General features: G+C 68.7%; 27 protein-coding genes. 8 read left to right on the top strand and 19 right to left on the bottom strand.

Annotated elements, in window-relative coordinates; genetic code table 11:
- From QSV35_RS20060 to QSV35_RS19655, 3 genes are all read right to left on the bottom strand, one after another.
- Positions 1 to 128: prepilin-type N-terminal cleavage/methylation domain-containing protein (locus QSV35_RS20060; protein WP_353618993.1), on the bottom strand; the 128-nt coding region annotated here is incomplete at its 3' end.
- A gap of 229 nt (positions 129 to 357) precedes the next feature.
- A complete protein-coding gene (locus tag QSV35_RS19660) occupies positions 358 to 717 on the bottom strand; it encodes a prepilin-type N-terminal cleavage/methylation domain-containing protein (RefSeq protein WP_286290463.1) in 360 nt (119 codons plus the stop codon).
- Positions 718 to 821: 104 nt separating this feature from the next.
- On the bottom strand, positions 822 to 1,241 hold the full coding sequence (locus tag QSV35_RS19655; protein WP_286290691.1) for a prepilin-type N-terminal cleavage/methylation domain-containing protein: 420 nt from the start codon (positions 1,239 to 1,241) through the stop codon (positions 822 to 824).
- Positions 1,242 to 1,601: 360 nt separating this feature from the next.
- On the opposite strand from QSV35_RS19655, the gene QSV35_RS19650 reads away from it, so the two are divergent.
- The 4 genes from QSV35_RS19650 (at position 1,602) to QSV35_RS19635 (ending at position 8,075) form a co-directional block, all read left to right on the top strand.
- A complete protein-coding gene (locus QSV35_RS19650; protein ID WP_286290690.1) occupies positions 1,602 to 3,524 on the top strand; it encodes a DUF6541 family protein in 1,923 nt (640 codons plus the stop codon).
- 1,514 nt (positions 3,525 to 5,038) lie between these two features.
- Positions 5,039 to 6,547 (top strand): HNH endonuclease signature motif containing protein, encoded by a 1,509-nt coding sequence (locus QSV35_RS19645; RefSeq protein WP_286290689.1) that lies wholly within the window; start codon positions 5,039 to 5,041, stop codon positions 6,545 to 6,547.
- A gap of 333 nt (positions 6,548 to 6,880) precedes the next feature.
- Positions 6,881 to 7,402, top strand: a complete 522-nt coding sequence (locus QSV35_RS19640) for a hypothetical protein (protein WP_286290688.1) — start codon at positions 6,881 to 6,883, stop codon at positions 7,400 to 7,402.
- 94 nt (positions 7,403 to 7,496) lie between these two features.
- Positions 7,497 to 8,075: a hypothetical protein gene (locus tag QSV35_RS19635; protein ID WP_286290687.1), complete on the top strand. Its 579-nt coding sequence runs from the start codon at positions 7,497 to 7,499 to the stop codon at positions 8,073 to 8,075.
- Between the two features lie 64 nt (positions 8,076 to 8,139).
- Here the strand turns inward: QSV35_RS19635 and QSV35_RS19630 are convergent, their stop codons facing one another.
- From QSV35_RS19630 to QSV35_RS19585, 10 genes are read right to left on the bottom strand one after another with little or no spacing between them, the layout of a single operon-like run.
- Positions 8,140 to 8,436 (bottom strand): DUF1905 domain-containing protein, encoded by a 297-nt coding sequence (locus tag QSV35_RS19630; RefSeq protein ID WP_286290686.1) that lies wholly within the window; start codon positions 8,434 to 8,436, stop codon positions 8,140 to 8,142.
- A 2-nt stretch (positions 8,437 to 8,438) separates the two neighbouring features.
- Positions 8,439 to 9,566, bottom strand: a complete 1,128-nt coding sequence (gene manA / locus QSV35_RS19625; RefSeq protein WP_286290685.1) for a mannose-6-phosphate isomerase, class I — start codon at positions 9,564 to 9,566, stop codon at positions 8,439 to 8,441.
- A 37-nt stretch (positions 9,567 to 9,603) separates the two neighbouring features.
- Positions 9,604 to 10,185, bottom strand: coding sequence for a YdeI/OmpD-associated family protein (locus QSV35_RS19620; protein WP_286290684.1), 582 nt, complete (start codon positions 10,183 to 10,185; stop codon positions 9,604 to 9,606).
- 56 nt (positions 10,186 to 10,241) lie between these two features.
- Positions 10,242 to 11,708 (bottom strand): chlorohydrolase family protein, encoded by a 1,467-nt coding sequence (locus QSV35_RS19615; RefSeq protein WP_286290683.1) that lies wholly within the window; start codon positions 11,706 to 11,708, stop codon positions 10,242 to 10,244.
- Positions 11,709 to 11,718: 10 nt separating this feature from the next.
- Complete coding sequence (locus QSV35_RS19610; RefSeq protein ID WP_286290682.1) at positions 11,719 to 12,561, bottom strand: ABC transporter ATP-binding protein; 843 nt, start codon at positions 12,559 to 12,561, stop codon at positions 11,719 to 11,721.
- Positions 12,558 to 13,409 (bottom strand): ABC transporter ATP-binding protein, encoded by an 852-nt coding sequence (locus tag QSV35_RS19605; RefSeq protein ID WP_286290681.1) that lies wholly within the window; start codon positions 13,407 to 13,409, stop codon positions 12,558 to 12,560. The genes QSV35_RS19610 and QSV35_RS19605 overlap by 4 nt, the downstream gene beginning before the upstream one ends.
- Positions 13,406 to 14,293, bottom strand: coding sequence for an ABC transporter permease (locus QSV35_RS19600; protein ID WP_286290679.1), 888 nt, complete (start codon positions 14,291 to 14,293; stop codon positions 13,406 to 13,408). Before QSV35_RS19600 ends, QSV35_RS19605 begins: the two co-directional genes overlap by 4 nt.
- Positions 14,290 to 15,240 (bottom strand): ABC transporter permease, encoded by a 951-nt coding sequence (locus QSV35_RS19595; protein WP_286290678.1) that lies wholly within the window; start codon positions 15,238 to 15,240, stop codon positions 14,290 to 14,292. Before QSV35_RS19595 ends, QSV35_RS19600 begins: the two co-directional genes overlap by 4 nt.
- 4 nt (positions 15,241 to 15,244) lie before the next feature.
- Positions 15,245 to 16,888, bottom strand: a complete 1,644-nt coding sequence (locus QSV35_RS19590) for an ABC transporter substrate-binding protein (RefSeq protein WP_286290677.1) — start codon at positions 16,886 to 16,888, stop codon at positions 15,245 to 15,247.
- A 54-nt stretch (positions 16,889 to 16,942) separates the two neighbouring features.
- Positions 16,943 to 17,983 (bottom strand): amidohydrolase family protein, encoded by a 1,041-nt coding sequence (locus QSV35_RS19585; RefSeq protein ID WP_286290676.1) that lies wholly within the window; start codon positions 17,981 to 17,983, stop codon positions 16,943 to 16,945.
- A 99-nt stretch (positions 17,984 to 18,082) separates the two neighbouring features.
- On the opposite strand from QSV35_RS19585, the gene QSV35_RS19580 reads away from it, so the two are divergent.
- Together QSV35_RS19580 and QSV35_RS19575 are read left to right on the top strand one after the other, a co-directional pair.
- Complete coding sequence (locus QSV35_RS19580; RefSeq protein WP_286290675.1) at positions 18,083 to 18,760, top strand: FadR/GntR family transcriptional regulator; 678 nt, start codon at positions 18,083 to 18,085, stop codon at positions 18,758 to 18,760.
- Positions 18,760 to 19,260 carry an O-acetyl-ADP-ribose deacetylase gene (locus tag QSV35_RS19575; protein WP_286290673.1) on the top strand — a complete coding sequence of 167 codons (501 nt, stop codon included), beginning with the start codon at positions 18,760 to 18,762 and terminating at the stop codon, positions 19,258 to 19,260. The genes QSV35_RS19580 and QSV35_RS19575 overlap by 1 nt, the downstream gene beginning before the upstream one ends.
- 22 nt (positions 19,261 to 19,282) lie before the next feature.
- Here QSV35_RS19575 and QSV35_RS19570 read toward each other — a convergent pair whose 3' ends face one another.
- Positions 19,283 to 20,299 carry a YeiH family protein gene (locus tag QSV35_RS19570; RefSeq protein WP_286290672.1) on the bottom strand — a complete coding sequence of 339 codons (1,017 nt, stop codon included), beginning with the start codon at positions 20,297 to 20,299 and terminating at the stop codon, positions 19,283 to 19,285.
- 70 nt (positions 20,300 to 20,369) lie between these two features.
- On the opposite strand from QSV35_RS19570, the gene QSV35_RS19565 reads away from it, so the two are divergent.
- A complete protein-coding gene (locus tag QSV35_RS19565) occupies positions 20,370 to 21,284 on the top strand; it encodes a LysR family transcriptional regulator (protein WP_286290671.1) in 915 nt (304 codons plus the stop codon).
- Here QSV35_RS19565 and QSV35_RS19560 read toward each other — a convergent pair.
- Positions 21,238 to 21,645: a ribosomal maturation YjgA family protein gene (locus QSV35_RS19560; protein ID WP_286290670.1), complete on the bottom strand. Its 408-nt coding sequence runs from the start codon at positions 21,643 to 21,645 to the stop codon at positions 21,238 to 21,240. The genes QSV35_RS19565 and QSV35_RS19560 overlap by 47 nt on opposite strands.
- Before the next feature lie 54 nt (positions 21,646 to 21,699).
- Here QSV35_RS19560 and QSV35_RS19555 point away from each other — a divergent pair, with 54 nt between their 5' ends.
- Entirely contained in the window at positions 21,700 to 22,308 is a 609-nt protein-coding gene (locus QSV35_RS19555) for a dihydrofolate reductase family protein (protein WP_286290669.1), read from the top strand.
- A gap of 10 nt (positions 22,309 to 22,318) precedes the next feature.
- Here the strand turns inward: QSV35_RS19555 and QSV35_RS19550 are convergent, their stop codons facing one another.
- The 4 genes from QSV35_RS19550 to QSV35_RS19535 are packed head-to-tail and all read right to left on the bottom strand — an operon-like array spanning position 22,319 to position 25,444.
- Positions 22,319 to 23,245, bottom strand: a complete 927-nt coding sequence (locus QSV35_RS19550; protein ID WP_286290668.1) for an ABC transporter substrate-binding protein — start codon at positions 23,243 to 23,245, stop codon at positions 22,319 to 22,321.
- Positions 23,224 to 24,018, bottom strand: a complete 795-nt coding sequence (locus QSV35_RS19545) for an ABC transporter permease (protein WP_286290667.1) — start codon at positions 24,016 to 24,018, stop codon at positions 23,224 to 23,226. The genes QSV35_RS19550 and QSV35_RS19545 overlap by 22 nt, the downstream gene beginning before the upstream one ends.
- Positions 24,015 to 24,704, bottom strand: a complete 690-nt coding sequence (locus QSV35_RS19540; RefSeq protein WP_286290666.1) for an ABC transporter permease — start codon at positions 24,702 to 24,704, stop codon at positions 24,015 to 24,017. The genes QSV35_RS19545 and QSV35_RS19540 overlap by 4 nt, the downstream gene beginning before the upstream one ends.
- A complete protein-coding gene (locus QSV35_RS19535; protein ID WP_286290665.1) occupies positions 24,701 to 25,444 on the bottom strand; it encodes an ABC transporter ATP-binding protein in 744 nt (247 codons plus the stop codon). The genes QSV35_RS19540 and QSV35_RS19535 overlap by 4 nt, the downstream gene beginning before the upstream one ends.
- Between the last annotated feature and the right edge of the window lie 66 nt (positions 25,445 to 25,510).

Below are 25,510 nucleotides of genomic sequence, written 5' to 3'. Positions count from 1 at the left end.
ATCGCAACCAGAATGCCGATGATCACAACCACGATGATGAGCTCGATCAGCGAGAAGCCCTCCACGCCCGTCTCTTCCTTCTTCCGCCGCTTCGCAGCATCGATGTAATTGCTTACAGTCACGCGCATGCGCTTACTCCCCAGGTATTGTGAAATTACTGCTCCGATTCGACAGCAGGCATCCGTATTGACTGAGCCAATTTGAGTACCCACTCCCCAGAGTGAGAACGTCGTCGTCACCACAGTGATGCCGACATATCCCCACCCGCGAGTGTCCGCCTGCCAGCATTCCGCGTCAACAGTCTGTGGTTATCAGTTTGCTGTGCATCCGTTCATCACCCACGTTCAATCGACAGTCTCACGGACACCCAGGGCCAGCAGTGGCGATCTTTGCATAGCCCTTAGCGGTTACGCAGAGGTCGGTGGCGTTGGTCCCGGACGTCAGGTCGACAGAAATACTGTCGCGGCCTGCACTTTTGGCGGCGGCCGAAGGATCTGTAGGAGCTGAAGACCCCTGAGCGAACGAGGCTGCTGCGGCGGCTGCACCATTCGCGGCGGCGGCCTTGACAGCGTTCGTCTGCGCGTTTGACTCGACGTTCATGAAGATCGGCATAGCGATGGCGACGAGAATACCAATTATCACAACCACAACGATCAACTCGATCAATGAGAAGCCGTCCTGCGATTTGTCCGAATCTGCTCCCTCGGACCGCCCCATTGTTACTCGCATATGAACCGCTCCAACCCCGTGCAGTTGTCACAGTCCGGTGGAATCGGTCTTGCAGACCCCACCGGACTGGTGCACCTCGGCCGATCTCGGGATTACGGGCAGCCCGGACCAGTGTGGAAAGTCGAGCCGCTTGTGTAGGTGGAGCCGCTGGCGGCCCACGCATCCACGCAAACGTTGCTCACATTGGTGCTCGACGCCCGCATCTGTACCGTGATGCCATTCGAACCAGCCGAAGATGCAGCCGTGCTCGGGTCCACCGTGGTCGCCCCAGAGACATTGGTACCGGCAAACGCGGCCGCAGCGGCCGTCGCACCGTTCGCGGCCGCAGCCTTGACCGCGTTGTCTGCCGCCTGCTTCTGGATGTTCATGAAGATCGGAATCGCAATCGCAACCAGAATGCCGATGATCACAACCACGATGATGAGCTCGATCAGCGAGAAGCCCTCCTCGCCCGTCTCTTCCTTCTTCCGCCGCTTCGCAGCATCGATGTAGTTGCTGATTGTCGTACGCATGAGCGCTCACTCCCCAGAGGTGTGTCGGACACATTGGCGCGCTGAGTGGCGTGAGTCGACGCATCTGGTCACCGATGCGGCGACCAGGCGCAATCCATAAGTGCATTGCACATGCGTCGATGGCGCGCATGCAATGACCAAATGCGTCATTCGCTCCCCAGAACGAGATCGGCGACATCCCCCAGTGGTCGGCCGCTCCTCCTCGTTGAGTGTGCATGGCCCCACAGCGGCTCGTCAACGGAGATCGCCTCAAGTTTTCCTCAGGATTTCGAATCGACCAGCAACCGTGACCCGAAGGAAGGTGGCAGAGCCGATGATCGGCGCATAGGCTCAGCGAGACCAGACGAGGATGGGGACTCGGTGGATTGGTGGAATTTCCTCTGGGCTGCCACATGTGCGGTCGCAATGCTCGGCGCGCCCGGAGCGCTGGCCGGCCTCGCCTTACGCCTGCGGGGGCTCTGGCTCGCAGCAACGGCGCCAGTGATGGGCGTGTCGCTCATCGCGCTGGCATCAGTCATCAGTCCGGCCCTTGGTGTGCACTGGGCGCCGTGGGTGGTGATGGTATTCGCGATACTCATTTCGGCTGTGCTTCTGGGACTGGCATCCCTCGTCCCAGCGCTACGCGGCCGAATCACTGCGCGCACCCGCGCCGTGTGGATCGCGCCGACCGCCGTGGGGCTCGCCGCGCTCCTCCTGGGGATACGAGTGATCCTGGCCATCGGACAGCCGACCTGGTTCGATCAAGCTGGAGACAACATCTTCCACCTCAATGCCGTGAGATGGATTCTCGACCACGGCGATGCTAGTCCGAGCGGAGTCGCGAAGATGTCGCCCGGGACTGCGGCCTACCCGTCCGCGTGGCACGCGATTGTCGCGCTGACGTGCCAATTGTCGGGAGCATCCATCCCGGTCGCCACCAACGCCGTCTTCTTCGTCGTGGCGTGCGCTGTCTGGCCGCTCGGGGCAGTGCTGCTAAGCCGCGCACTCTTCGGTGGACGCGCACCACTCCTCATCGGCGCGGGACTCGCGAGCGCGAGCTTCGCGATGTATCCGCTGATGCTGCTCCCCTACATGGGCACGTATCCACTGATTCTGTCCATCGCCCTCTTGCCCGCTGTACTCGCAACGTTGGTTGTCGTCGTCCGAAGACTCCCAGAGCCTGGATCGTGGACGGCACTGATCGTGGCCGCGATCTGCGGCCCGGGGATCGCGGACTCGCATCCGTCCGCGGCCGTCATGTTGGTCGCCCTCGCAGCGCCGATCGTCATTGTGGGTCTCTGGTCGTGGTCCCGGACCCCATCCGGCCGCGTTCGATTGGCTGTGCTGCTCGCCATCCTGTATGTCGCGATTGTGCTGGCGGTGCTCGTCATCGTCCGCCCGGCAATAGTCCAGCCTGACTCGCCTCGCATGAGTGCAGCCCAAGCCATCGGAGAGCTGTTGTTGGGGGCGTATGGCGGTCAAGACGTTGCGATAGCACTAGCTGCGGCGACGATCGTCGGAGTCGTCGTCGCCGCGCGCGCGCATCGTTCAGGCGACCTCATCGCGCTCGGCCTCTGGGCTGCCGCATCCTTCGTCTATCTCGCAGCGAGCAGTCACGATGAATTCTTCCGACTCGTGCTCTCCCAGCCCTGGTACGGCGACGCGACGAGGGTCGCGGCGTTCATTCCACTGACCGTCGTGCCTCTCGCGGCTCGCGGTGCCGATTGCGTCTGGCGGTCTGTCCAGACGCGGCTCGACTTCAGGCCGCATCCACGCCGCCGTCCGCTCTTCGCGATAGCAGCAGTGGGCTTTGCAGCCCTGGTGGCGGTGCAGTTCGGTCCCGCGACGTGGGCCGTCTTCTGGACCAACCAGATGTTCACGCCCACTGACAATGGACTCATCTCGCCCCTCGCGATCGACCGCGACGATCGGAAGGTGTTCGCGTATGTCGACGAGCACGTACCGCGGACTGATCTGATCGCCGGCAACCCGTGGAGCGGCGCGAGCCTCGCCTACGCACTCACCGGGCGGCCGGTGCTCGTCACGCACTTGCTCGCGCAGAAGCCATCGTCCACCATGACGTTCCTTGATTCGTTCTCGACCTCGGCAGCGAGTGGCCCCGGCTGTCGCGCCGCCCGGGAGCTCGGTGTCAAGTGGGTCCTAGATCTCCATCCCGATAAGGTGATGCCGAATCGACCGAAACTACCGGGCGTCGCGAATCTTGCAGAGTCGCCGAACGCATCGCTCGTCTATCGCTCCGGCAACTCTGCGCTCTACAAGGTCACTGGATGCGGAGTCGGCTGACGGCTCTCTACCGGGTGGTCGGCTGCGGCATCCACTGAATCGCCGCGCCGGCCCAGGAAACCCGCTGATCGCGACGATGTCTGCGAACGCTGTCGTGACAGAGTCCTCGCTGGGCGAGGTCGGCACGATCAGCGAGTACGACGCATCCAGCGGCCTCCACGGACAGAAGAGGCGTCGTTCGCTCCCCAGAGCGGGAGATGCGACTGTCCCCAGCGGTCGACCGCATTCCCGCCAATGAGTCTCGGGGCGGACGATCCATGGGTCAACGCCGGGCGCCTCAAGATTTCTTCACGTTTCGAGGAGTCCGCCGCCGAAGGGCGCCCCGGAGGGAGGTCGGCATCCACTCCCTGGCTCCCGTCGGCGGTCCCACGCGATGACCACCACGTGCGAGGAGAGGAAGGATGTGCTCGGACGCGCCAGGACAAGGTTGTGCGAGCCTGGGCTTCCCGGGCGGGACGGTGACGATTGCTCTCGGGGTGCTGCCGGTCGCGCGCGGGCGCACTGGATCAGGCAATGCCGGGGATCGCGGACTGGAGCGAGACCGCCGGGGCGGGCGATAGGTTCCCGCGCTGCGAGGCGACGAGTCGGCCGCGGCCGAGAAAGAGAGCGACGCACCCGGTCGCCGGTCCCCACTGGCGTCCAGGTGCGTCTTTTTCCCGCTCCCCAGAACGAGATACGCGGATCCGATGTATCCGCTCGAATGATCCTGCCCGCGCGGAGGCGCCCGGGTCAACCTGAGATCCGCTGAGAATGGCGGGATGCGGCGCGCTTTTGTGCGTGGCTCGCGCTTCCGTGCGCTCCGCAGACGGAGCGACGCGCCCGGCCCCCGCTCCCCCGAACGGTGGGTCAGGCGCGTCGTTGCTCCCCCGGCGTTCTCGCGGATCCCCGCCGTCCGCGTCCCCTTGCACTAGATCTTCGGCCGATCGGGATGGAGGGTCAATGCGCGCTGGCTCAGGTTTTCCTCAGGGTTTGTGGGTGTGCTCCGGGCGAGCAGTGCGGTGCTGGAGGGCGTTCCGGCCTGCGGGATGCCGAGCCGGCGAAGCACAGTCGGACCGCGCCGGTCGTTCAGCGAGCGCAGCGAGACGAGACGAAGGGCCCTCGCGTGGGCCGTTGAGAGAGCGCAGCGAGACGAAACGCAGCTGATCTTGTGCGGGTCGTTGAGCGAGCGCAGCGAGACGAAACGCAGCCGATCCACGCAGCTCCCCGCCCGGGTCGTTGAGCGAGCGCAGCGAGACGAAACGCAGCCGATCCACGCAGCTCCCCGCCCGGGTCGTTGAGCGAGCGCAGCGAGTCGAAACGCAGCCGATCCACGCAGCTCCCCGCCCGGGTCGTTGAGCGAGCGTAGCCAGCCGAAACGCAGTCCTCATCCCGCCAGCTCCAGCACCGATACTCCGTTCGAATCGGCGACCATCACATGGAGAAGGATGGTGCCAAATGATCGAACCAAAGACCTTGTCATTGTTCCTTAGCTTCGATACTATGTTCGTATCGGTTCGATGGTGGAGGAGGCGCGCATGACGCTCGTGACTCCTGCGCCGACGAACCGGAAGGTCGGGCTGGATCTGCTGGAGGGCTTGGTCGCCGACCTGCAGGCGGTGCGGTCGCACAAGGCCGTGCTCGACGCATCGGAACGGGCGCTGTTCGCGTGGGCGGCGACCGTCATCGAGGTCCGCGAAGACGAGCACTATCAGAAGGCGACCGATGCGGTCGGGCAGGGCTCCCAGCTCGCCGTCCGCGAGGTCCAGGCAGAACTGGCCGCGGCGCTGCAGATCAGCGAATACGCCGTCGCCCGGAAGATCAACCTCGCCCACACCCTCCAAGAACGTTTCCCCGACACCCTGACCGAACTCGGTTATGGGCGCATCGACGGCGCCCACGCCGACATCATCGCCGAGCTCGGCATCGACCTCACCGATGAGGACATGCGGGCCGAGTATGAGCAGACCGCGCTGGACTGGGCGCGCACGGAGACTCCGGCCCGGTTGCGGGGGTTGCTGTCGGATCTGATCACCCGGCTCGACCCGGACGGCACCGAGAACCGGGTGCAGGATGCGGTCACCCGCCGCCGCACCACCATCCGCGACCTCGAACCCGGGCTGACCCGGCTGCAGGTCGACGGGCCCACCGCACAGATCCACGGCATCCACGACCGCCTCACCCGCATCGCCGCCGACCTCCACCACGAGAACGTCGCGGCCGCGAAGGAAGAAGCGGCGGCCGCCGCCGCGGCGGCGGCGCGTGCCGCCGTCGGAAACGACGGATCAGATGGGATGGCTGCAGGACGGGCGGGCCGCGGACCGGGTGCCGCCAACGGGGGTACCGCCGACACTGACGCAACCAGCATGATCGACGAGTTGCTGGACACCCACCCGGCCGATGACCGCACGCTCACGCAGATCCGCGCGGACGTCGCGATCGACCTGCTGCTGACCAACGGGGTCACCGGACACGGCACCGACAACGAACATCGGGCCCGGCTCGCCGACCTCCGCGGCGTCATCCACATCGAACTGCCGGCCACCGTGCTCGCCGGGGACACGGCCGGCGGGGCGCTCATCCCCGGCGCCGGACCCGTCGACACCCACACCGCCCGCATCCTCGCCGCCCACGCCCCCACCTGGACCCGCGTGTTCCGCGACCCCGCCACCCGCATCCCGACCTGCGTGGACACCCACCGGCCCTCCAAGAAGCAACGCCGGCTCCTCCGCGTCAGGGACGTGCGATGCCGGTTCCCCGGCTGCCGCCGCCCCGCCCGCGGACCCGTCACCAACGCCGACATCGACCACACCATCGACTGGGCCCACGGCGGCCCCACCGCACTGCACAACCTCGCCCACCTCTGCCGCCGACACCACACCCTCAAACACGACACCGACTGGACCGTCGAACAACTCCCCGGCGGCATCCTCCGCTGGATCACACCCACCCGACGCGTCCACTACGACCGACCACCCAGCACCGTCCAATTCATCGACACCGAATACGACCCCCACCACCCCGACGACCCAACCCCACCCTTCTGACAGCGGCCGGGCGTCACCGGCGCGACCGGAACGACGTCGACGTCGGATGCTCCGAAGCTCCGAAGCTCCGAAGCTCGGATGCTCGGATGCTCGGATGCTCGGATGCTCGGATGCTCATGACCGTCTCGTGCGTGGGGCGTACCGGTCGTGATGCGGTTGCGCCGTATCCTCGCCACGCGGAAGCCGGGAGAAGCCGATGAGCGCCCGATGCATCCGCTCGACGTCGTATCGCCCCATGCGGCCCGCGCTCTGACCTCACGTCCGCCTGCATCGACGCGGCGACAACGCGCCAGCCACCTCGACGGACGAGATCACGAATCGAAGGAGATCACCATGCGTTCACGCACACTCGCACTGTTCGCAGCCTCGGCCGCCGTCCTTCTGTCGATCCCGATCGGCGGATCGATGGCCTTCGCCGACACCGGAGGCACCGGCCACACCGTCACCCAGACGACGCACCAGCACGGCACGTGGACTGAAACCGGCGACCAGGACTTCTGTACGAACGCCACGGTGAACCCGACCATCGACGGCAACGAGGTCATGCACTTCACCTACTTCCCCTACCCCGCGGACGAGATGTGGGGCACGTTCACCGAGACGGGTCAGGTCACCGCCCACTTCAACGGGCTCGACTGGTCCGGCAAGATCAACGTCTGGTGGGGAGTGAACATCAACCGCCAGAACCAGAACAACTCGTCGACGAGCAGCTTCCGGCTGACCGCCACCGACCCCATCACCGGTCGGGTGTACAGCGAGATCGGCCACCAGACCGCGCACGTCGGCTGGAACGCCGTCTCGCAGCAGCCGGTCGTGTCGTTCGACAAGATGACCCTCACCTGCGACGTTCCTTAGTCCGAACGCGACGAGCCTCGGGCCACGCCCGGGGCTCGTCGCCTGTTCTGGACCCACGATGTATCGCCGGGGGCCGAGCGGCCTCCCTGATGTCGTGACCACCACTGGGGAAGACGCGGCCATCGCCATCGTTCACGCGATGCTCGCCGAACTCGACGCCGGCCAAGAGCGGTGCCGACGGCGGGCGCGGACGATGGTGCGATGGTCGGCCGCATTGACGTCGATCGCCGTCGGCGCCGGGGCCCTCACCGTCCTCCACGCCGTCTTCGACAAGTTCGCGGGAGGCGCCACGTGGATGAGCCTCCCGGTCATCCTCCTCGGCATCGTCGCGGCGATATCCGCGGGCCTGAACCTCTGCCTGCGGCCCGCCGAACGCGCGGCGCGGTCGGCCGCTGAGGCGCGCGACTTTGGCGCGGCCGCAGTCTCGCTCCGCCACCGCGCCGATACGCTCAGCGCAAGCGACGACGCCGCCGCTGTGGACACGTGGTTCGAGCTCGCGGGATCCGCACATGCGGTCCTTCTTCGTCTCGCTGCGGGCCGCTCCCTCAACGCGGGCCGCTCCGCGTCCGACACGTCGAACGAGACCACGGTGAAGCCGGCGTCGCCGAGGGTCTCGGCATCCGTGCGAGGCAGCACCCGCGTTGTACCGGGCGCACGGCCTCGGACCTCCTGACCGGAACGATCGGTGCTCGCGGCATTTGCGACGCGATCAGAGTGAACCCGAGGATCGCTGAGCGCTACGCGTCGAGGACCTCGAGCGAGACGACGGCGATGTCGCCGTCACCGAGGGACTCGGCATCCCGGACCGATTTCTTCAGCGGCAGGACGTAGGCCTCGCGGGACGAGTCGGGGAAGATCGAGGTCGTCCAGCTCGAGCCGCCGATGCGGGCGTGCACCCGCACCGAGCCGAATCCACGGTGCGGCCGCGGGATCTCGCGGATGTCGGCGCTCAGCTCAGGCGGCAATGCCGTGAAGAACCAGGAATCGGTGCGCGCGCTCCAGCGCCACACCTCGCCCTCGAACTCGATCAGCATGCTCAGCGTCCCGCGGCGATGAAGAGCCGGCCGGTTCCGGTGATCCGGAGGGTGGCGGGGTTCGCGATGAGCGCGAACGAGCCGTGGGGAAGCCGCATCCGCTCGCCGTCCGTCACGATCTCGAACGCGCCGTCGACAGCCGCCGCGATGCCCGGCGCGGCGAGCTCGACCGTCGTGTCGCCCGTGATGGCGTAGAGCTCGAAACCCACCGGCGGGCGGTAGGCGACGATCGCGTCGTCGATGCGCTCCGGCTTCAGCAGTGGCATCGGGGCGGCCGTGAAGTCGAGCACGCGCTGCAGCTCGGCGACGTCGACGTGCTTGGGTGTGAATCCGCCGCGGAGCACGTTGTCGCTCGGACCCATGATCTCGACCCCGATACCGCGCAGGTAGGCGTGGATGTTGCCGGCGGGCAGCCACAGCGCCTCACCCGCATTCAGCGTCACATGGTTGAGCATGAGCGCGATGGGGATGCCGGCATCGCCCGGGTTCTCCTCCACCATCCACGCGAGGAGGCTCTCGCCACGCGGGTGCGTCTCGGCGATGTCGGTGAGGAGTGTGACGAGGTGCCGCTGCTCGACGCCGGGCGTGAGAAGCCACGTGAACGCCCGCTCCACCGACGACTCCACGCGCTCGCGCCACGCGCCGAACACCGGGTCGGGATAGCGCAGCTCGAGCGCGTCGATGACGGCGAGCACCTCACCGACCGGGCGGAAGCCGCACAGCGCCTCGAAGCCGTCCTCGAGGGCGACGATGACCTCGGGCTTGGCCGACGGGTCCTTGTAGTTGCGATGCGCCGCATCCCGCGGAATGCCCTCGGATTCTTCGCGGGCGAACCCCTCGGCGGCCTGGTCCGGCGTCGGGTGCGCCTGCAGCGAGAGCGGATGATCCGCCGCCAGGATCTTCAGCAGGAACGCCAGGTGCGAGCCCGACGACTGCTCCCACGCGTGGAGGTCGGTCAAACCCGGCTCGCCGACGATGCGGCTCGGCGACAGCGGGTGGGCGCCGAGCCACAGCTCGGCCTCGGGAGCGTCGGTGTCGGCGCGGCCGAGGAGGCGGGAGATGCCGCCGGGAATGCCCCAGGCGTAGTCGCGGGGGTCGTTGTCGATGAGGATGAGCGTCGGTTCAGCCATTTGCATCCAGTCTCGCCGATGATCGGATGGACAGTGCTCAGGGACGCGGGTGCGGCGTCTCCCCGCGCGCGAGCATCGCGACCAGCCGTTCGATGCGGTTCGCGCGCGTCGTCGGTGTCGCCGCCGTCGACACGCGGTGCAGGACCGAATAGCGGTTGGCCGCGTCGAGTTCCGCGAAGAGGGCGGATGCTGCCGGCTCCGCCGCGAGCGCGGCCGCCAGGTCGTCGGGCACCTGGGCGGTCGAGGCGCCCGCGTACGCCCGCTCCCAGCGGCCGTCGGCCTTCGCCCTGTCGATCTCTGCCTGCCCACGGGGACGCATCCTGCCCTCGTCGGAGAGCCGCGCGACGAGCTCGACATTGCGCTTCGACCACAGCGACGCCTTCCGCCTGGGTGTGAAGCGCTGCAGGAAGGTCGCGGCATCCCCGCCCGCCTTCTGTCCGTCGATCCACCCGCTGCACAGCGCCTCGTCGAGCGCCGCGGCGTAGTTCAGGGTCGTCGGCGACGTCGTGCCCTTCTTCGCGAGCACGAGCCACACACCGTCGGACGTGTCTTCGTTTTCGTCGAGCCAGGCGCGCCACGCCGCGACATCCGCGACGACGAAGGGTTCCTTCTCAGCCATTCGGCCAGGGTAGCGAAGGGGTCCGACCCCTCGACAAGCTCGGGGACCGGTCGGCGTCAGGAACGGACCGGGAAGGTCGGCGGGAAGAGATCGTCAGGGGTGACGTCCGCCCAGCTGCGTTCGGCGTAGGACGCGCGCAGCAGATCGAACACGCGCTGCCCTTCGCGGCGCAGCTCCTCGAGGTCGACGCCGGGGAGCAGCCCGTCGCGCATGACGATGCGCCCGGCCACCATGCTGAACCGCGCGTCCCGCCCGCTGCCTGCGAGTGTCAGCGTGCGCAGCGGATCCTCGACGGCCCCCAGCCGCACGTCGTCGAGCGCGAACGCGACGACGTCCGCCGCCGCACCCGGTGCGATGCGGCCGAGGTCCGGCCGGCGTAGAGCCCGTGCCCCGCCGAGGGTGGCGGCCTCGACGTACTCGGCCAGCATCCCGCGCGTGAGATCCCCGTGCTGCGCCTTCGAGAGCTGCACGCCTTCGTCGATCGCCCGCACGAGGTCGGGCGGGAAGGAGTCCGTGCCCATCGCGATGTTGATCCCCGCATCCAGGTACCGCGAAAGGCCCTCGAGCAGGAACGCGTACCGCGCGTTCGTCAGCGGGCAGTGGACGATGGATGCGCCGGCGGCCGCGATCGCGGCGAGTTCGCCGCGATCCTCGCCGTGCACATCGGAGTGCACGTCGAGGTAGACCCCGTGCGCGATGACGAGGCGCTCGTTGAGGAGCCCGGTGCGTGCGAGCAGGCCGAGCTGTGTCGTCCCCGCGACGTCCGCGAAGTGCGACCGCTCGTCCAGCTCCTGGAAGGCGTGCACGCGCACGAGCACGTCGCGCTCGGCGGCGATGCGGCCGGTCTCGCGGAGGAGCTCCTCGCTCACGTTCTCGATGCGGCACGGCGCGAGCACCCCGGTGACGAGCGGGTCGCCCCACGACTCCACGGTGTCGAGGAACCGCACCGCCTCTGCGAGACCCTCGGCACCCCGCTCCTCATCCCACGCCGTCGCCGGGGTCCCGTCGGCCTCGGCCACCGGAACCCCGGAGCGGTACGACGGGCCGAGGAAGGTTCGCAGCCCGAACTCCTGTGCGGCGCGGGCGACCTCCACGATGTCGTCGTGGGTCTCGGCCCACGCCGTGTGGACCTCGGACGCGATCGGCATGAACGTCGTGATGCCGTGGAGCGCCAGCTGCGCGACGGCGTAGCGCCGCATGATGCGGCGGTCCTCGTCGCTCAGCGCCCCGCGCGGACCGCTGTCCGCATACGCACGCGACCAGCGCAGCAGCGCATACCCGGCGTCGTCGTGCCACGAGTCCAGCTGCAGGTGGTCGACGTCGGCGAGTCCCTCGAGGTCGATGAGGCCGGGCATGAGCAGAGCCGCGCCGAGATCGATGCGCTCGTCGGCGTGCGGAGCGGCGTGGGCCGGGCCCACCCACGCGATCGTCGTGCCGTCGACCAGCACGGCGCCGTCACGCAGCAGGAAGGGACCGCCGCCCTCGTGCGCGAGCACGTGGGCGGCGGTCAGCAGGACCGTCACAGCGCAGACCTCACGATGCGAGTCGCTCGCGCCGCACGGGCTTCCATCCCGGCCGCGGCACCGCCGCACGCAGCGCGCGCGTGTACGGCTGCACGGGATCGGCGAGGATCTCGGCCGTCACACCGGCATCCACCACCTTGCCCTGCTCCATCACGATCATGCGGTCCGAGATCTGGTTGACCACGGCGAGGTCGTGCGAGATGAACAGGTAGCTCACCCTCCGCGCCGCCTTGATGTCGCTCAGGAGGTTGAGGATCTGGGCCTGGATCGACACATCCAGCGCCGCCACCGCCTCGTCGAGGACGATGACCTCGGGATCGGCCGCGAGCGCGCGGGCGATCGCGACGCGCTGGCGCTGGCCGCCGGAGAGCTGGTGCGGATACTTCGCCCAGAACGACTCCCCGAGGCCGACGCTGAGAAGGATCTCCTGCGCCGCCCGCTTGGGCGCCTTGGCGTTGACACCGCCGTGCAGAGCCACCGACGACGAGATGATGTCGAGGATGCGCTGCCGTCCGTTCAAGGACGAGTACGGGTCCTGGAACACGTACTGCACCTCGCGCGCCCACCGGCGCCGGTCGCCGAGGCGCCGCACGCCCTTCGTGCGCGACTCGCCGCGCACGGTGAGCTCGCCACCCGTCACCGTCTCCAGGCCCACGAGCATGCGGGCCACCGTCGTCTTGCCGGAGCCGGACTCCCCCACGATCGCGAGACACTCGTCCGGATACAGCTCGAACGAGACGTCGTCGACCGCGAGGATCGGCTCGCCCTTCGTTCCGCGCGGGGCGGGGAAGATCTTCCTCAGGTTGCTCGCGACGATGATCGCGTCGCCATTGTCTGCATTGTCTGCGCTCATGCCTCCGCCTTCAGCTGGTCGTGGATCTGCCGGTTGTAGGTGAGGACGGGAAGCCGCGCCACCCGCTCCTCGATGCTGGGCCGCGCGCCCATGAGCTCGATCGTGTACGGATGCTCGGGCGCGTTGTACACGCGCGGACCCTGCTCGACGATCTCGCCGGCGTACATCACCGCGAGCCGGTCGCAGCAGGCCGCCGCGAGCTCGAGGTCGTGCGTGATGAACAGCAGGGCGAGACCGCGCGCGCGGCGCTGCTCGTCGAGGATCGCCATCACATCCGACTGCGCCGTGACATCCAGGGCCGTCGTCGGCTCGTCCGCGAGGATGAGCCGAGGCTCGACGAGCAGGACGCTCGCGATCATGACGCGCTGCAGCAGACCGCCGGACAGCTCGTGCGGATACTGCCGGAGTCGCGCCTCGGGGTTGCGCACCCCGACCTCGTCGAGGAGCGTCACGGCACGCCGTTCGGCATCCCTCCGGTCGACGCCGCGGTCGCGGACGAGCGCCTCCGTGAGGAAGTCGCCCACCGTGTGCACCGGGTTCACGTGCGCGCGGGGATCCTGGAAGATCATGCCGACGTCGTTCTGCCGGTAGCGCCGGAGCGCGGAGCTCGACATGTCGAGCACCGACGTGCCGTCGAACTCGATCTTCCCCGTGACGCGGAACCTGGGGTCCAGCATCCGGGTGATCGCGCGCGTCGTGAGGGACTTGCCCGAGCCCGACTCGCCGACGAGGCCGATGGCCTCGCCTTCGCCGATCTCGAACGACACGCCGTTCAGCAGCGTCTGCTCGCTGTGGCGCAGGCGCAGCGTCGCCTGCACGTCCTCGAGCCGAAGCAGGGGCCCGGTCATGACATGCTCCTCGCGTTGGAGATGAGGCGGTCGCCGATGATGGTGACGCACCAGACGATGAGGACGATCATGGCGCCCGCCGCGATCGCCTCGCCCGGGTATCCGCGCAGCAGCGAATCGAACCCGCTCTTGACCATGAGGCCGAGGTCGGGAGTCGGAGGCTGCACGCCGAGACCGAGGAACGACACCGCGGCCAGGTCGATCACGGCGAACCCGAGCGATGAGACCGCCTGGGCGATCACGATCGGCTGCACGTTCGGCAGGATCTGCGTGGTCGTGATGCCGAACCCGGAGTGGCCCTGCAGCCACGCGGCCGATACGTACGGCAGGTTCCGCTCGCGGAGCGCCGCACCGCGGACGACGCGCGCCACGTACGGGATGTACGCGATGGCGAGGCCCGCGACCACGGTCAGCAGGTTCGGGCCCCACAGCGCGACCGCGATGAGGGCGAACACGATGCCGGGAACCGCGAACAGGATGTCGAGCACCCACACGATGAAGGCATCCGTGCGCTTGCCCCGCCATGCCGCGAGGAGCGCGAGCACGGTGCCGATGATCGTCGACAGGACGATCACGAGGCCCGGGCCGGCGATCGTCACGCGGGCGCCCCACATGAGGCGCGACAAGAGGTCGCGACCCAGGGCGTCCGTGCCGAGCAGGTGATCCGCGGACGGACCCGACAGGGCGTTCGCCAGGTCGGGGTAGTTCGGATCGTACGGCGCGAGCCACGGGGCGAAGGCTGCGCAGACGACGATGATCGCGAGGATCACCGTGGCGACGCATCCGACCGCCCCCAGCTTTTCGACCGCACGGCGGAAGGGGGTCTCCTTCCGCATCAGCGTGTTGTCTCTCGCGACGGCGAGGGACGTCGTCTTGAGGCTCATTGCTTGCTCCCCAGGGAGATGCGCGGGTCGATGAACGTGTACAGCACATCGACGATCGCGTTGATGACGACGAACGCCACGACGAGCACCAGCACACAGGCCTGCACGACCGCGAAGTCGCGCTGCAGGATCGCCTTGACGAGCAGCGACCCGATGCCGTCGAGCGCGAACACGTTCTCGACGACGACCGCGCCCGCGATCAGGGTGGCGATCGTGAGGCCGAGGACGGTCACGATCGGGATGAGGGCGTTGCGCAGCACGTGCCGGCGCACGATCAACCCGGACGACAGTCCGCGCACGGTCGCCGTCTGCACGTGCTCCTTCCCGCTCTCCTCGTTGACCGCGGTCCGGGTGATGCGGGCCAAGTAGGCGCCGCTGGCCACCGAGAGCGCGATCGCGGGGAGGGTGAGATGCCACAGCGTGTCGAGCCCGCCGGTCCCCACCCCGAAGGTGGGGAACCAGCCGAGCGTGACGGCGAAGAGGCTGATGAGCGCGACGCCGATGACGAACACGGGCGTGGACAGCCCGATCGCCGCGAGCGACGAGATGACCTGGTCGGCCCAACCGCCGCGCAGTGCGGCGATCAGGCCGGCCAGGATGCCGACGATGGCGATGATGATGGCGGCGTAGGCGACGAGGGCGGTCGTCGTCCCGGCGCGCGAGGCGATGAGGTCCGCCACGGGCTGCCGGTAGACGATCGAGAATCCGAAGTTGCCGTGCAGCACATCGCCGAGCCACGTCACATACCGGACGATGAACGGGTCGTTCAGGTGGTAGTGCGCGATCGCGGCCGCGATCTGCGCGGGGCTGCCCCCGCGCGGACCGAGGATGAAGGCGAGGGGGCTGCCCGGCGCCAGGTACAGCAACCCGAACACGAGGAACGAGGTCACCAGCAGTACCAGGAGCAGCCCCCCGAGTCGCCTCAGGAGATACGAACCGAGAGACATCGGACTACTTCGTCCCGCCGATCGTGACCGCCCACGGCGCGTACAGGTAGGCGAACGACGGCACGGCGCCGGAGATGCGCTTGTTCTGGATGAGCGTCGTCGGCTCGTACGCGAGCGGGATCCACGGCAGGCCGGTGGTGACCTTCTTCTCGATGTCGGTCACGATCGGAGCGCGCTTGGCCTCATCCGTCGTCCCCAGCGCCTGCTGGATCTCCGCGTCCGCACCGTTCCAGTCGATGTAGTCGTGCGAGTTGCCCGTCTGGAAGAAGCTGTACACGTTCAGCGGGTCGGCGAAGTCGGAGTAGTTCGTCGTGAAGAACCCGTCGAGGCCCTGGCGCGCCGTCTTGTCGAAGTACAGGTTGCCGAACTGCTCGACCGGGATGACCTTCGTCTGGACGTTCAGTCCGATCGCCTCGCCGGCGGCCTGGATGACGCTGGCGGTCTGCTCGTGCACGGCGGAGGAGCCCTGGACCGCAAGGACGATCGGCGTCTTGGGCGAGCCGGCCTCCGCGACGAGCTTCTTCGCCTTCTCGAGGTCGGGCGTCACGTTGTACTGCTTGTACGCCTTCGCGAAGACATCCTTCTCGTAGCCCCACATGGCGGGGTTCGCGAGCGTCGGGGCCGGGATGGCGGCGCCCTGGAAGACGACGTTGGTCAGCGCGGTGCGGTCGATCGCGAGCGAGAGCGCCTCGCGGATCTTCTGGTCGCCGAGCGCGCCGTCCTTGTTGATGGCCGCGAGCGTCCAGAACACGAACGACTTGCCGAAGGTGGTCGTCACGTTGCTGCTCTTCTGCAGCTGCGAGAGGCCGGCCGGCGGCAGGTAGAAGAACTGGCCGTCGACGTCACCGGTGCGGAGGGCGTTGATGGCGGTCGACTCGTCCGCGATGAAGCTGAAGGTGATCTGCTTCACGAGCGGCTTGACGTTGGCGTCCCAGTACGCGTCGTTGCGCGAGATGACGATGCTCTTGCCCGAGTCCCACTTGTCGAGCTTGTACGGGCCGGTGCACTGCAGGTCGCCCTTCGGGGTGCCGAACGCCTGACCACCGGCCTGGGCCGCGGCCTTCTCGACGATCGCACCGGCCGCCGAACCCATCGCCTGCGTGAACAGCACGTCGGGCTTCGACAGCTTGACCGTGACCTGCATCGGGCCCGTGACCTCTGCCGAGGTGACGTTCTTGAAGTAGTCGGACCAGTAGCTCTTGGTGTCCGCACCGATCTGGCGCTGCAGCGAGTACGCGACGTCGTCGGCCGTCAGGGGCTTGCCGTCCCAGAAGGTCACGCCGTCGCGGATCGTGTAGACGACCGTCGTATCGTTCGGCTGCTCGACCTTGGATGCGAGGCCCGGCTCCATCGAGAGATCGGGCTTCATCTTGACGAGGCTCTCGCAGAGGTTGGCGTCGACGGTGTTCTCCGCGTAGTTCCACGTGAAGATCGGGTCGACCGACGACGGCTCGTACGGGAGGTTCCAGTTGATGTTGTCGACCGGCTTCGTCCCTGCGGGCGTCGTCGTCGCGAGGGCGTTGAGATCGAGGGCGAGCTTCGACGGACCGCCTGTCGGGCTCTTGGACCCGCCGCTGCAGCCGGCGAGGGCGATGGCGGCGATGGAGAGCACTGCTGCTGTGGCGAGTGCTGCTTTGCGAGTGACCACGAGAACTCCTGTGTTTCGGGTGTGTGGGGATCGGGTTTGGGTGTTGCGGAGGGGTCAGACGACGCGACCGTGACGGATCACGCGCGTCGGGGCGGGCCGGTCGACCACGAGCTGGGCGACCGACGGGGAGTCGAACTCGAGACGGGTGGCGCTCGTGGCGTCCACCGCGACGGACAGTTCGGGGATGCCGAGCATCCGTCCGCCCTCGAGAGAGGCGATGCGGTAGCACCGCTCCAGGTCTGCGTCGGTGATCGCACCGGTGCGATAGCCGAGGAGATGTGTGCGATCGACCATGCTTCCGGTGCCGAACGGGCTCCAGCTGTCGCGGACGCCGTCGGAGCCGAGCGCGAGCTGGACACCGTGTTCCTCGATGAGGTCGAGGTCGGGCACGGGGTCCGGTCCGAGCGCGCACGTCGTCATCCACAGGCGCGCCTCGGCGACCCGGTCGAGCGTCTCGCGCAGGGACGGGAGGGATCCATCGCACAGCGCGAACGCATGGCTGACCGTCACGCGGCCCTCCATGCCGGCCGCGCGGGTGCGGGCGGCGATCTCGCGGATCTGCGCGAGCCCGTCCTCCCCGCCGTCGTGCAGGTGGATGTCGAGGTCGCGGCCGGTGCGGCTGGAGAGGCCGAAGACGGCGTCGAGGTGACCGGCGACGTCGCCCTCGCGGCCGAGCGGGTCGATGCCGCCGACGATGTCGGCGCCCGAATCCAGCGACGCGGCCATGAGGTCGAGCGTGCCGGGATTCGTCAGGAGGCCGAACTGGGGGAAGCACACGATCTGGACGGTGAGGTCCGGGAGTCGCTCGGCGGCGGCGCGCACGCCCTCGACGTTGGCGATGCCGACTTCGCTGCCGACATCGACGTGGGCGCGCATCGCGAGGGTCCCGTTGCGCAGCGCCTGGCTGAGGAGGGCATACGCGCGCTCCTCGACGCTCGCGCCGTACTCCCCCAGCGCGAGGATGTTGTTCTCGACGAAGTCGTCCAGCGTCACGGACGGACGCCGCCGCATCCATGCGTCCCCCCAACTCGTCTTGTCGGGGTGGATGTGGGCATCCACAAGACCTGGGGCCACCAATGGTGAGTGGTCTGCCATGCGTCGTTCTCCTCGGCCTCATCGCCTGCGGTCTTGGTATTCCAAAAGAATTGTAAGACGTATGATAACCATACTTTTGGCGTAGAGGAAGATGGAACCGTGCAGCCCATACAACGCCGGTCGCTCGTCGACACCGTGGTCGACAGCCTCCAGTCCGAGATCACGTCGGGCACGTGGGAGGTCGGCAGCCGCATCCCCACCGAGGCGGAGCTCGTCTCACAACTGGGCGTCAGCCGCCCCTCCGTGCGCGAGGGCGTCCGCGCTCTCGTCCAGCTCGGCCTGCTCGAGACACGTCAGGGCGACGGCACCTACGTCGTCGCGGACGATCCGACGGCGGTGGCGCTGCGACGCACCATCCGCATCGCGGATACGCGCGAGGTGATGCGCGTGCGGCGCGCGCTCGATGCACTCGCGGCGCGGGAGGCGGCGGAGCACCGCACCCCGGACGACCTCGCGCAGCTCGAGACCGCGCTGCTCGCGCGGCGCGTCGCGGCGAGGCGCGGCGACGCGGCGGCCTTCGTCGACCGCGATGTCGCGTTCCATCTCGGCGTCGTCGCGGCATCCCACAACCAGCTTCTGGCCGGGATCTACGCGAGCTTCGACAACTCCCTGCACAGCGCGGTGACGAGCAACGCGCCGGGATCCATGTCGATCGAGTCGACGAGCGCAGACCGGCACGAGGCGCTCTTCTTCGCGATCCGCGACCGCGACGGGGACGCCGCGCAGGCGGCGGCCCTCGCCGTCGTCGAACGCTCCGAGGAGCTCATGGAGGACTGATGGCTCGGGTCACCGCGGTGCAGGGCGACATCACGACGCAGGACGTCGACGCGATCGTCAACGCCGCGAACAGAGCCATGCGCGGCGGAGGCGGCGTCGACGGCGCCATCCACCGTGCGGGTGGTCCAGCGATCCTCCGCGACTGCGTCGCGCGCTTCCCGAACGGCCTCGCGACGGGCGATGCGGGCTGGACGACCGCCGGCGATCTGCCCTCGCGCTGGGTCATCCACACCGTGGGACCGAACCATGCGGCGGGCGAGCGCGACCGCTCGCTGCTCGTCTCCTGCTATCGGCGCTCACTCGAGATCGCCGATGAGCTGCGTGTCCGATCGATCGCGTTTCCGCTGATCAGCGCCGGGATCTACGGATGGCCGCGAGAGGATGCCGTCGCGGCGGCGGTCGCCACGCTCAGCGAGTCACGGACCGCCGTCGACGACATCCGGATCGTGGCGTACAGCGCGGAGATGCACGACCTGGTGGTCGCCGCCCTGCACGAGTGACGGCTTCGCGTCATTGAGCCGCTCAGCCCGCGATCGCGACGCCGGCGAGGGCGACCGAGGCAACGATCGCCGTCGAGCAGGCGGCCAGGACGAACGGCTTCACGCCGACCTTGCGGAACATCGAGATCCGCACGCCCGCGCCGAGCGCGAACATCGCCGCGGCCAGGAGCGCCGTCTGCACACCGCCCGCGATCGCGACGACCGGCGCCGGGATGAGCCCCGTCGACCGCAGCAGCACCATTGCGATGAATCCGACGACGAACAGGGGCACGAGCGGCGGGCGCTTGCCGCTGGCATCCATCGTCTTCATCGCGCGGCGACGCGACAGCGAGATCGTCGCGAGGACGGGCGCGAGCATCAGCACGCGGGCGAGCTTGACGACGATCGCTGCGGCGAGCCCCGCTCCCCCGATCGCGGAGCCTGCGGCGACGACCTGCGCGACCTCGTGGATCGATCCGCCCGCCCAGAGGCCCGTGCGCAGCTCGCCGAGCCCCAGCGCGGACCCCGCCAGCGGGATGAGCGGGATCATGAGCGTGCCGAACAGCACGACGAGCGCGACCGCGACGACCACCTCCTCGTCGTCCTCCGTCTCGATCACCCCGTCGACGGCGGCCACCGCCGCCGCGCCGCAGATCGAGAACCCGCAGGCGATGAGCAGGCGCTGCGTCGGCGAGATCCCGAGGAGCCTGCCGATGAAGAGCGTCGAGAGGATGCCGACGCCCACGATCGCGATGACGACGACGATCATGCCGGGGCCGAGGCGGAGGATGTCGCCGAGCACGAGCTGGAGCCCCAGCAGGACGACTCCGATCCTGAGCACGCGCTTCGCGGCGACCGCGAGGCCGGGCGCGAGCGCCGACTCCAGGCTCGGCGGCAGGCGCACGAGGTTGCGGAACGCGATCCCCAGCACGATGGCGACGAGCAGGGCGCTCAAGCCGTGCACGACGGTCGCGAGGGCGAAGGATGCGGCGGCCGCCGCGCCGGCGACCGCGAGGCCGGGCACGATCGAACGGGTTCTCGCGAGGGTCGCTGATGCCATGCATCCAGCCTCGATCGGGCGGGTCTCCGTCGGTAGCCGGCAGATGTGCATGGGGACATATCATTCTGGTATGGCTGATGCGTCAGGTCGGAGCGAGCGCTGGCCGGATCTCGCGGCCCTCGAACTGCTCGTCGCGATCGCCGAACGCGGCGGCCTCAGCGCGGCGGCCCGGCACATCGGGATGGCTCAGCCCAACGCGACGCGCACTCTCGCGCGGCTCGAGAAGGAGCTGGCGCTCGAACTCGTGGTCCGGCATCCCACCGGCTCGCGGCTGACTCCCGCGGGCGCGGCGGTCGCCGAGGGCGCGCGCCGCGTGCTCGACGAGACGCGCGAGATGCTGGGCGCCGCAGGCGCGCTGCGCGCCGAGCGCGATGGCGGGCTGGCCGTGGCCGCATCCCTCACCGTCGCCGAGTACCTCGCGCCCGCCTGGCTCGGCGCCCTCCGCCGCGATCTGCCTGGAGTCGCGGTGCGCCTGCACGTCGTGAACTCCGCGGACGCTGCGGAGCTCGTGCGGTCGCGCGCGTGCGAGATCGGCTTCGTCGAGGCGCCGGAGGCGCCGGACGGACTCGTCAGCACCGTCGTGGCGCGGGATCGGCTCGCCGTGGTCGTCCCGCCGAGCCACGCGTGGGCACGGCGGAGCGGCGTCAGCGCCGCTGAGCTCGCGGAGACTCCTCTCGTCGTCCGCGAGAACGGGTCGGGCACGCGCGCCACGCTCGACACGGCGCTTGCGTCCCTGCACGTCGCGGTCGCCCCACCGACGCTCGAACTCGACAGCAACGCCGCCGTGCGGGTCAGCGTCATGGCCGGCGCAGGTCCTGCCGTGCTCAGCGAACTCGCGGTCGGGCCGTGGGTCGCCCGCGGCGAGCTCGTGGAGGTCCCGATCGCCGACCTCGATCTCGACCGTCCGCTGCGTGCGATCCGCCGCCCGGGCGCGGGGCTCAGCGAGGCCGCGGCGCGGCTCGTCGCGATCGCACGGCGCGGGTGACGCCCGCATCCACGAGTCCCGCGACGAGCGCAGCCGCGCCGTAGACGAGGAGATCGCGCGGATCGAAGCCGCTTCCGAGCACGAGGCGAGCCGGCGGCACGACGCCGGCGACGGCCCCGGGGATGGAGGTCAGTTGCAGGAACTCGATCGCGAAGCACCACGCCACGGCGATGAGCGACACCACGCGAGGACGGAGGCCTGGCGCGAGCGCGACGATCAGCGCATACGCGGCGCATGCGTACAGGGCGTCCCCTGCGATGTCGGTCACGGCGGATCCCGGCAGCGCGTGCACGACGAGGCCGCACACGACGATGATCGCGAGGGCGCCGGCGGCGCTCAGTCGTCGGGCGGAGGCTGACATCCCCTCCAGTCTTGCCTATCGTCGAAGTGTCGGAACCGACGACGGGAGGCCGAGATGCCTGCACGATTCGTGTACTGGATGAACGTATCCCTCGATCTGAAGATCGAGAGCGCGCCCGGAGAGAACGGGGGCGGTGACTGGATGAGGATCGACGGGCCCCTGCATCGCGAGTTCAACGAGCGAGCGCGGGCCATGTCGATGGACGTCCAGGGCCGCACGATCTACGAGATCATGGAGACTTACTGGCCCGCGGCCCGCGACAACGAGACGCTGCCGGACTATCTCCGCGAGTACGGCGTGATCTGGACGGAGATGCCCAAGGTCCTCGTGTCGCGCACCCGCGACACCGCCGACTACGACACCCGCGTGATCGGCGGCGATGGCGACGCCATCGAGAAGCTCCGGATGCTGCGCGCGACCGGCGAAGGGGACATCGGCGTCGGTGGCGCGTCGATCGCGACGCAGCTGCTGCGCGCCGGGCTCCTCGACGAGCTGATGCTGTTCACGCATCCCGTCGTGCTCGGCGCGGGCCGTCCGCTGTTCGACCCGCCCGACGACGGCGCCGACGCACCGCCCGTCGAGCTCGATCTGCTCGAGCAGCGGTCGTATGCGAACGGGGTGACGCTGCACCGCTACGCCGTCCGCGGAGCGCAGACGGCGTAGCGGCAGCGGTTCAGAGGTTCTTCGACTTCAGCCAGTCGGTCGCGATCTGCTGCGCCGACTGCTTGTCGACCGAGCTCTTAGTGTTCATCGCGATGAGCTCGTCGGTCGTGAGCGCCGCCTGCACCTTCTCGAGCACGGCCGTCACCTTGTCGGTCGCGGCCTTGTCCGAGATGAGCGGCACCACGTTCTGCGCCAGGATCATGTTCTTCGGGTCGGTCAGCGTGACCAGGTTGTTCTGCTTGATCGAGGGCGTGGTCGAGTAGATGTCGGCCAGCTGCACGTCGCCGCCGGTCAGCGCCTTGAGCGTGTTCGGCCCGCCGCTGTCGGCGATCGGCACGAGCGTCGTGTCGACGCCGTACACCGACTTCAGGCCCGGGACGCCGTAGGGGCGCGTCGCGAACTCGGGGTTCGCCGCGACCTTCAGCGGGATCGTGACCTTCTTGAGGTCGTCAAGGCTCTTCACGCCGTACTGGTCGCTGAACGCCTTCGTCACGTTGTACGAGTCGGCATCCTGCGCCGTCGCCTGCGCGAGCACCTTGTACCCGGACGGCACCGCCTTCTGCAGCGCCGAGTACACCTCGTCGCTCGACTGCGCGGTCGCCTTCGCGTCGAAGTACTGGAGCAGGTTGCCCGTGTACTCGGGGATGAGGTCGATCGAGCCGTCCTTGAGCGCGGCGATGTATGCGGGCCGCTGGCCGATGTTGGGCTTCACGGTCGCGGTGATGCCGGCGTCGGTGAGCGCGCCCGCGTAGACGTAGGCGAGGATCTCGTTCTCCGGGAACGCCGCCGACCCCACGATGACCGACGTGCTGGAGCCCGAGCCTCCCGACGACGTCGTGTTGGTGCCGAGCGGATTGCCCGACGAGCAGGCGGCGAGCGCGAGCGAAGCCAGCGCAAGCACTCCCGCAGCGGCCATCAGGCCTCTGGTGCGAACCATCTTCGTTCCTTTCGTTGGGTCTTGCTGGTCTTGCCGGTCTGGGTCCGGATGTCCCGCACGCGCCCCAGGATGACACCGCGGGGCGTCGCCAGCCGCTGCGTCAGCGCGAAGAGCCCGTCGACGACGAGCGCGAGCGCCATCACCAGAATGGAACCGCCGAGCATCTCCGCGTAATCCTGGATCGGGAGCCCGTCGTAGATGAATCTTCCGAGTCCGCCGAGCGGGAGGTACGCCGCGACGGTCCACGTCGCGATCACCTGCAGGGCCGCGGACCTGATGCCGCCCACGATGAGAGGCAGCGCCAGGGGCACCTCCACGCGGGTGAGGATGCCCCACTCCGTGAATCCGGTGGCGCGCGCCGCATCCGTCGTGGACGCGTCGACGGCCTCGACACCGGCGTACGAGCCCGCGAGCAGCGGCGGGATGGCGAGGATCACGAGGGCGATGAGCGGCGGGATGAGCCCGAGCCCGAGCCACAGCGCCAGGATGATGACGAGGCCCAGGGTCGGCAGGGCGCGCATCCCGCCCGTGAACGAGATCGCGACGGACCGGAAGATCCCGGGCAGCGCCTGCGCCACGGCGCTGGACCGCTTCGCGGATCGCCGCGAGGTGTGCCCGATCAGCAGCCCGAGCGGGATGGCGATCACCATCGCGATGACGAGGGTGATGATCACATAGACGATGTGCTCGCCGAGGCGCTGCGGGATGCTGCCGTCCCCCGTCCAGTTCGCCGGGTTCAGCAGCCAGCCGATCGCATCCGTGTCGCCGGTCATGCGCTCACCGCCTCCATGGCGGCTCTCCGCGCCGCACGCCGCGGCGCGCGCTGCCGCGACCACGGCAGCAGAAGGCGCCCGGCGATCACGAGCACGATGTCGAACGTCACGGCGATCAGGAGCGTCCCGATGATCCCCACCCACACCTCGAACGGGAAGTCGCGCTGATAGCCGTCGAGGAAGTAGAAGCCGAGGGTGTTGACGCCGATCACGGACCCGACGGTCACAAGCGACACCGTGCTGACCGAGACGACGCGCAGCCCCGCCAGGATCACCGGCCCCGCGAGCGGCAACTCGACGCCGAAGAACCGCCGCCACGCGCCGTATCCCACGGCGGTCGCAGAGAGCTTGACGTCGCCGTCCACGGCGTTCAGCCCGTCGGCGGTGGTGCGCAGCATGAGCGCGAGCGCGTACAGCGTCAGTGCGATCTCGACGTTCAGCGGGTCGAGGATCTTCGTGCCGATGATCTTCGGCAGCGCCACGAAGAGCGGCAGCGACGGGATCGCATACAGGATCCCGCCAAGGGTCAGCAGGATGCCGCGCGAGACCCGGTAGCGGTTCGCCAGCCAGCCGAGCGGCACCGACAGCAGGAACCCGAGGATGATCGGCGGGATGCTGAGCCCGATGTGCGCGAGGGTGTAGGCCCAGAGCTGGTCCCAGTTCTCTGCGAACCAGTTCGCGATCATCGCAGGATGCTCCGCGGGCGGCCGGCGTCGACGAAGCTCGCGACGAAGTCGTCGGCGGGGTGCTCGAGCAGCTCCGCGGGCGCACCCGCCTGAGCGATGATCCCGCCCGGCTTGAAGAGGACCACGGTGTCGCCGAGGAGGAACGCCTCGTCGATGTCGTGCGTGACGAACACGACCGTCTTGCCGAGTTCGCGCTGGAGGCGCTGCAGCTCGACCTGGAGCTCCGCCCGCACGAGCGGGTCGACAGCGCCGAACGGCTCGTCCATCAGGAGGATGTTCGGGTCGGCCGCGAGACCGCGGGCGACGCCCACGCGCTGCTGCTGCCCGCCGGAGAGCTGCGCCGGATAGCGGTCGGCGAGGGATGCCTCGAGACCGACGACCTCCATCAGCTCGCGGGCGCGTGCGTGCGCGGCCTTGCGCTTGACACCGTCGAGCAGCGGCACCGTCGCGATGTTGTCGAGCACCGTACGGTGCGGCAGCAGCCCGGAGTTCTGCATGACGTAGCCGATCGACCGGCGCAGCTTCACGGGCTCGCGCGTCGAGATGTCGACGTCGTCGATCAGGATGGAGCCGCTCGTCGGGTCGACCATGCGGTTGATCATGCGCAGGATCGTCGTCTTGCCGCTGCCCGACGAGCCCACGAACACCGTGACCTCGCGCGGCGGGATCGCCAGGTCGAGGTCTTGTACCGCCAGCGTGCCGTCGGGGAATCGTTTGGTCACCGCGCGGAACTCGATCACCCTGCTCACGCTAGTGGGGCCCACGGACACGCAGCGGAGAACGCAGGTGATTCACCGGATGCGGCC

The organism is Microbacterium candidum (assembly GCF_030315975.1).
Taxonomy (GTDB): domain Bacteria; phylum Actinomycetota; class Actinomycetes; order Actinomycetales; family Microbacteriaceae; genus Microbacterium; species Microbacterium candidum.
Note: the sequence above shows the minus strand (reverse complement) of the source record. Positions and strands in the feature narration are given on the sequence as shown.

Coding starts and splice junctions, on each gene's coding strand:
- QSV35_RS19660 (WP_286290463.1), bottom strand. CDS start 717: ATGGGGCGGTCCGAGGGAGCAGATTCGGACAAATCGCAGGACGGCTTC.
- QSV35_RS19655 (WP_286290691.1), bottom strand. CDS start 1,241: ATGCGTACGACAATCAGCAACTACATCGATGCTGCGAAGCGGCGGAAG.
- QSV35_RS19645 (WP_286290689.1), top strand. CDS start 5,039: ATGACGCTCGTGACTCCTGCGCCGACGAACCGGAAGGTCGGGCTGGAT.
- QSV35_RS19640 (WP_286290688.1), top strand. CDS start 6,881: ATGCGTTCACGCACACTCGCACTGTTCGCAGCCTCGGCCGCCGTCCTT.
- QSV35_RS19630 (WP_286290686.1), bottom strand. CDS start 8,436: ATGCTGATCGAGTTCGAGGGCGAGGTGTGGCGCTGGAGCGCGCGCACC.
- manA (WP_286290685.1), bottom strand. CDS start 9,566: ATGGCTGAACCGACGCTCATCCTCATCGACAACGACCCCCGCGACTAC.
- QSV35_RS19620 (WP_286290684.1), bottom strand. CDS start 10,185: ATGGCTGAGAAGGAACCCTTCGTCGTCGCGGATGTCGCGGCGTGGCGC.
- QSV35_RS19610 (WP_286290682.1), bottom strand. CDS start 12,561: ATGAGCGCAGACAATGCAGACAATGGCGACGCGATCATCGTCGCGAGC.
- QSV35_RS19605 (WP_286290681.1), bottom strand. CDS start 13,409: ATGACCGGGCCCCTGCTTCGGCTCGAGGACGTGCAGGCGACGCTGCGC.
- QSV35_RS19600 (WP_286290679.1), bottom strand. CDS start 14,293: ATGAGCCTCAAGACGACGTCCCTCGCCGTCGCGAGAGACAACACGCTG.
- QSV35_RS19595 (WP_286290678.1), bottom strand. CDS start 15,240: ATGTCTCTCGGTTCGTATCTCCTGAGGCGACTCGGGGGGCTGCTCCTG.
- QSV35_RS19585 (WP_286290676.1), bottom strand. CDS start 17,983: ATGGCAGACCACTCACCATTGGTGGCCCCAGGTCTTGTGGATGCCCAC.
- QSV35_RS19575 (WP_286290673.1), top strand. CDS start 18,760: ATGGCTCGGGTCACCGCGGTGCAGGGCGACATCACGACGCAGGACGTC.
- QSV35_RS19570 (WP_286290672.1), bottom strand. CDS start 20,299: ATGGCATCAGCGACCCTCGCGAGAACCCGTTCGATCGTGCCCGGCCTC.
- QSV35_RS19565 (WP_286290671.1), top strand. CDS start 20,370: ATGGCTGATGCGTCAGGTCGGAGCGAGCGCTGGCCGGATCTCGCGGCC.
- QSV35_RS19560 (WP_286290670.1), bottom strand. CDS start 21,645: ATGTCAGCCTCCGCCCGACGACTGAGCGCCGCCGGCGCCCTCGCGATC.
- QSV35_RS19555 (WP_286290669.1), top strand. CDS start 21,700: ATGCCTGCACGATTCGTGTACTGGATGAACGTATCCCTCGATCTGAAG.
- QSV35_RS19550 (WP_286290668.1), bottom strand. CDS start 23,245: ATGGTTCGCACCAGAGGCCTGATGGCCGCTGCGGGAGTGCTTGCGCTG.
- QSV35_RS19545 (WP_286290667.1), bottom strand. CDS start 24,018: ATGACCGGCGACACGGATGCGATCGGCTGGCTGCTGAACCCGGCGAAC.
- QSV35_RS19540 (WP_286290666.1), bottom strand. CDS start 24,704: ATGATCGCGAACTGGTTCGCAGAGAACTGGGACCAGCTCTGGGCCTAC.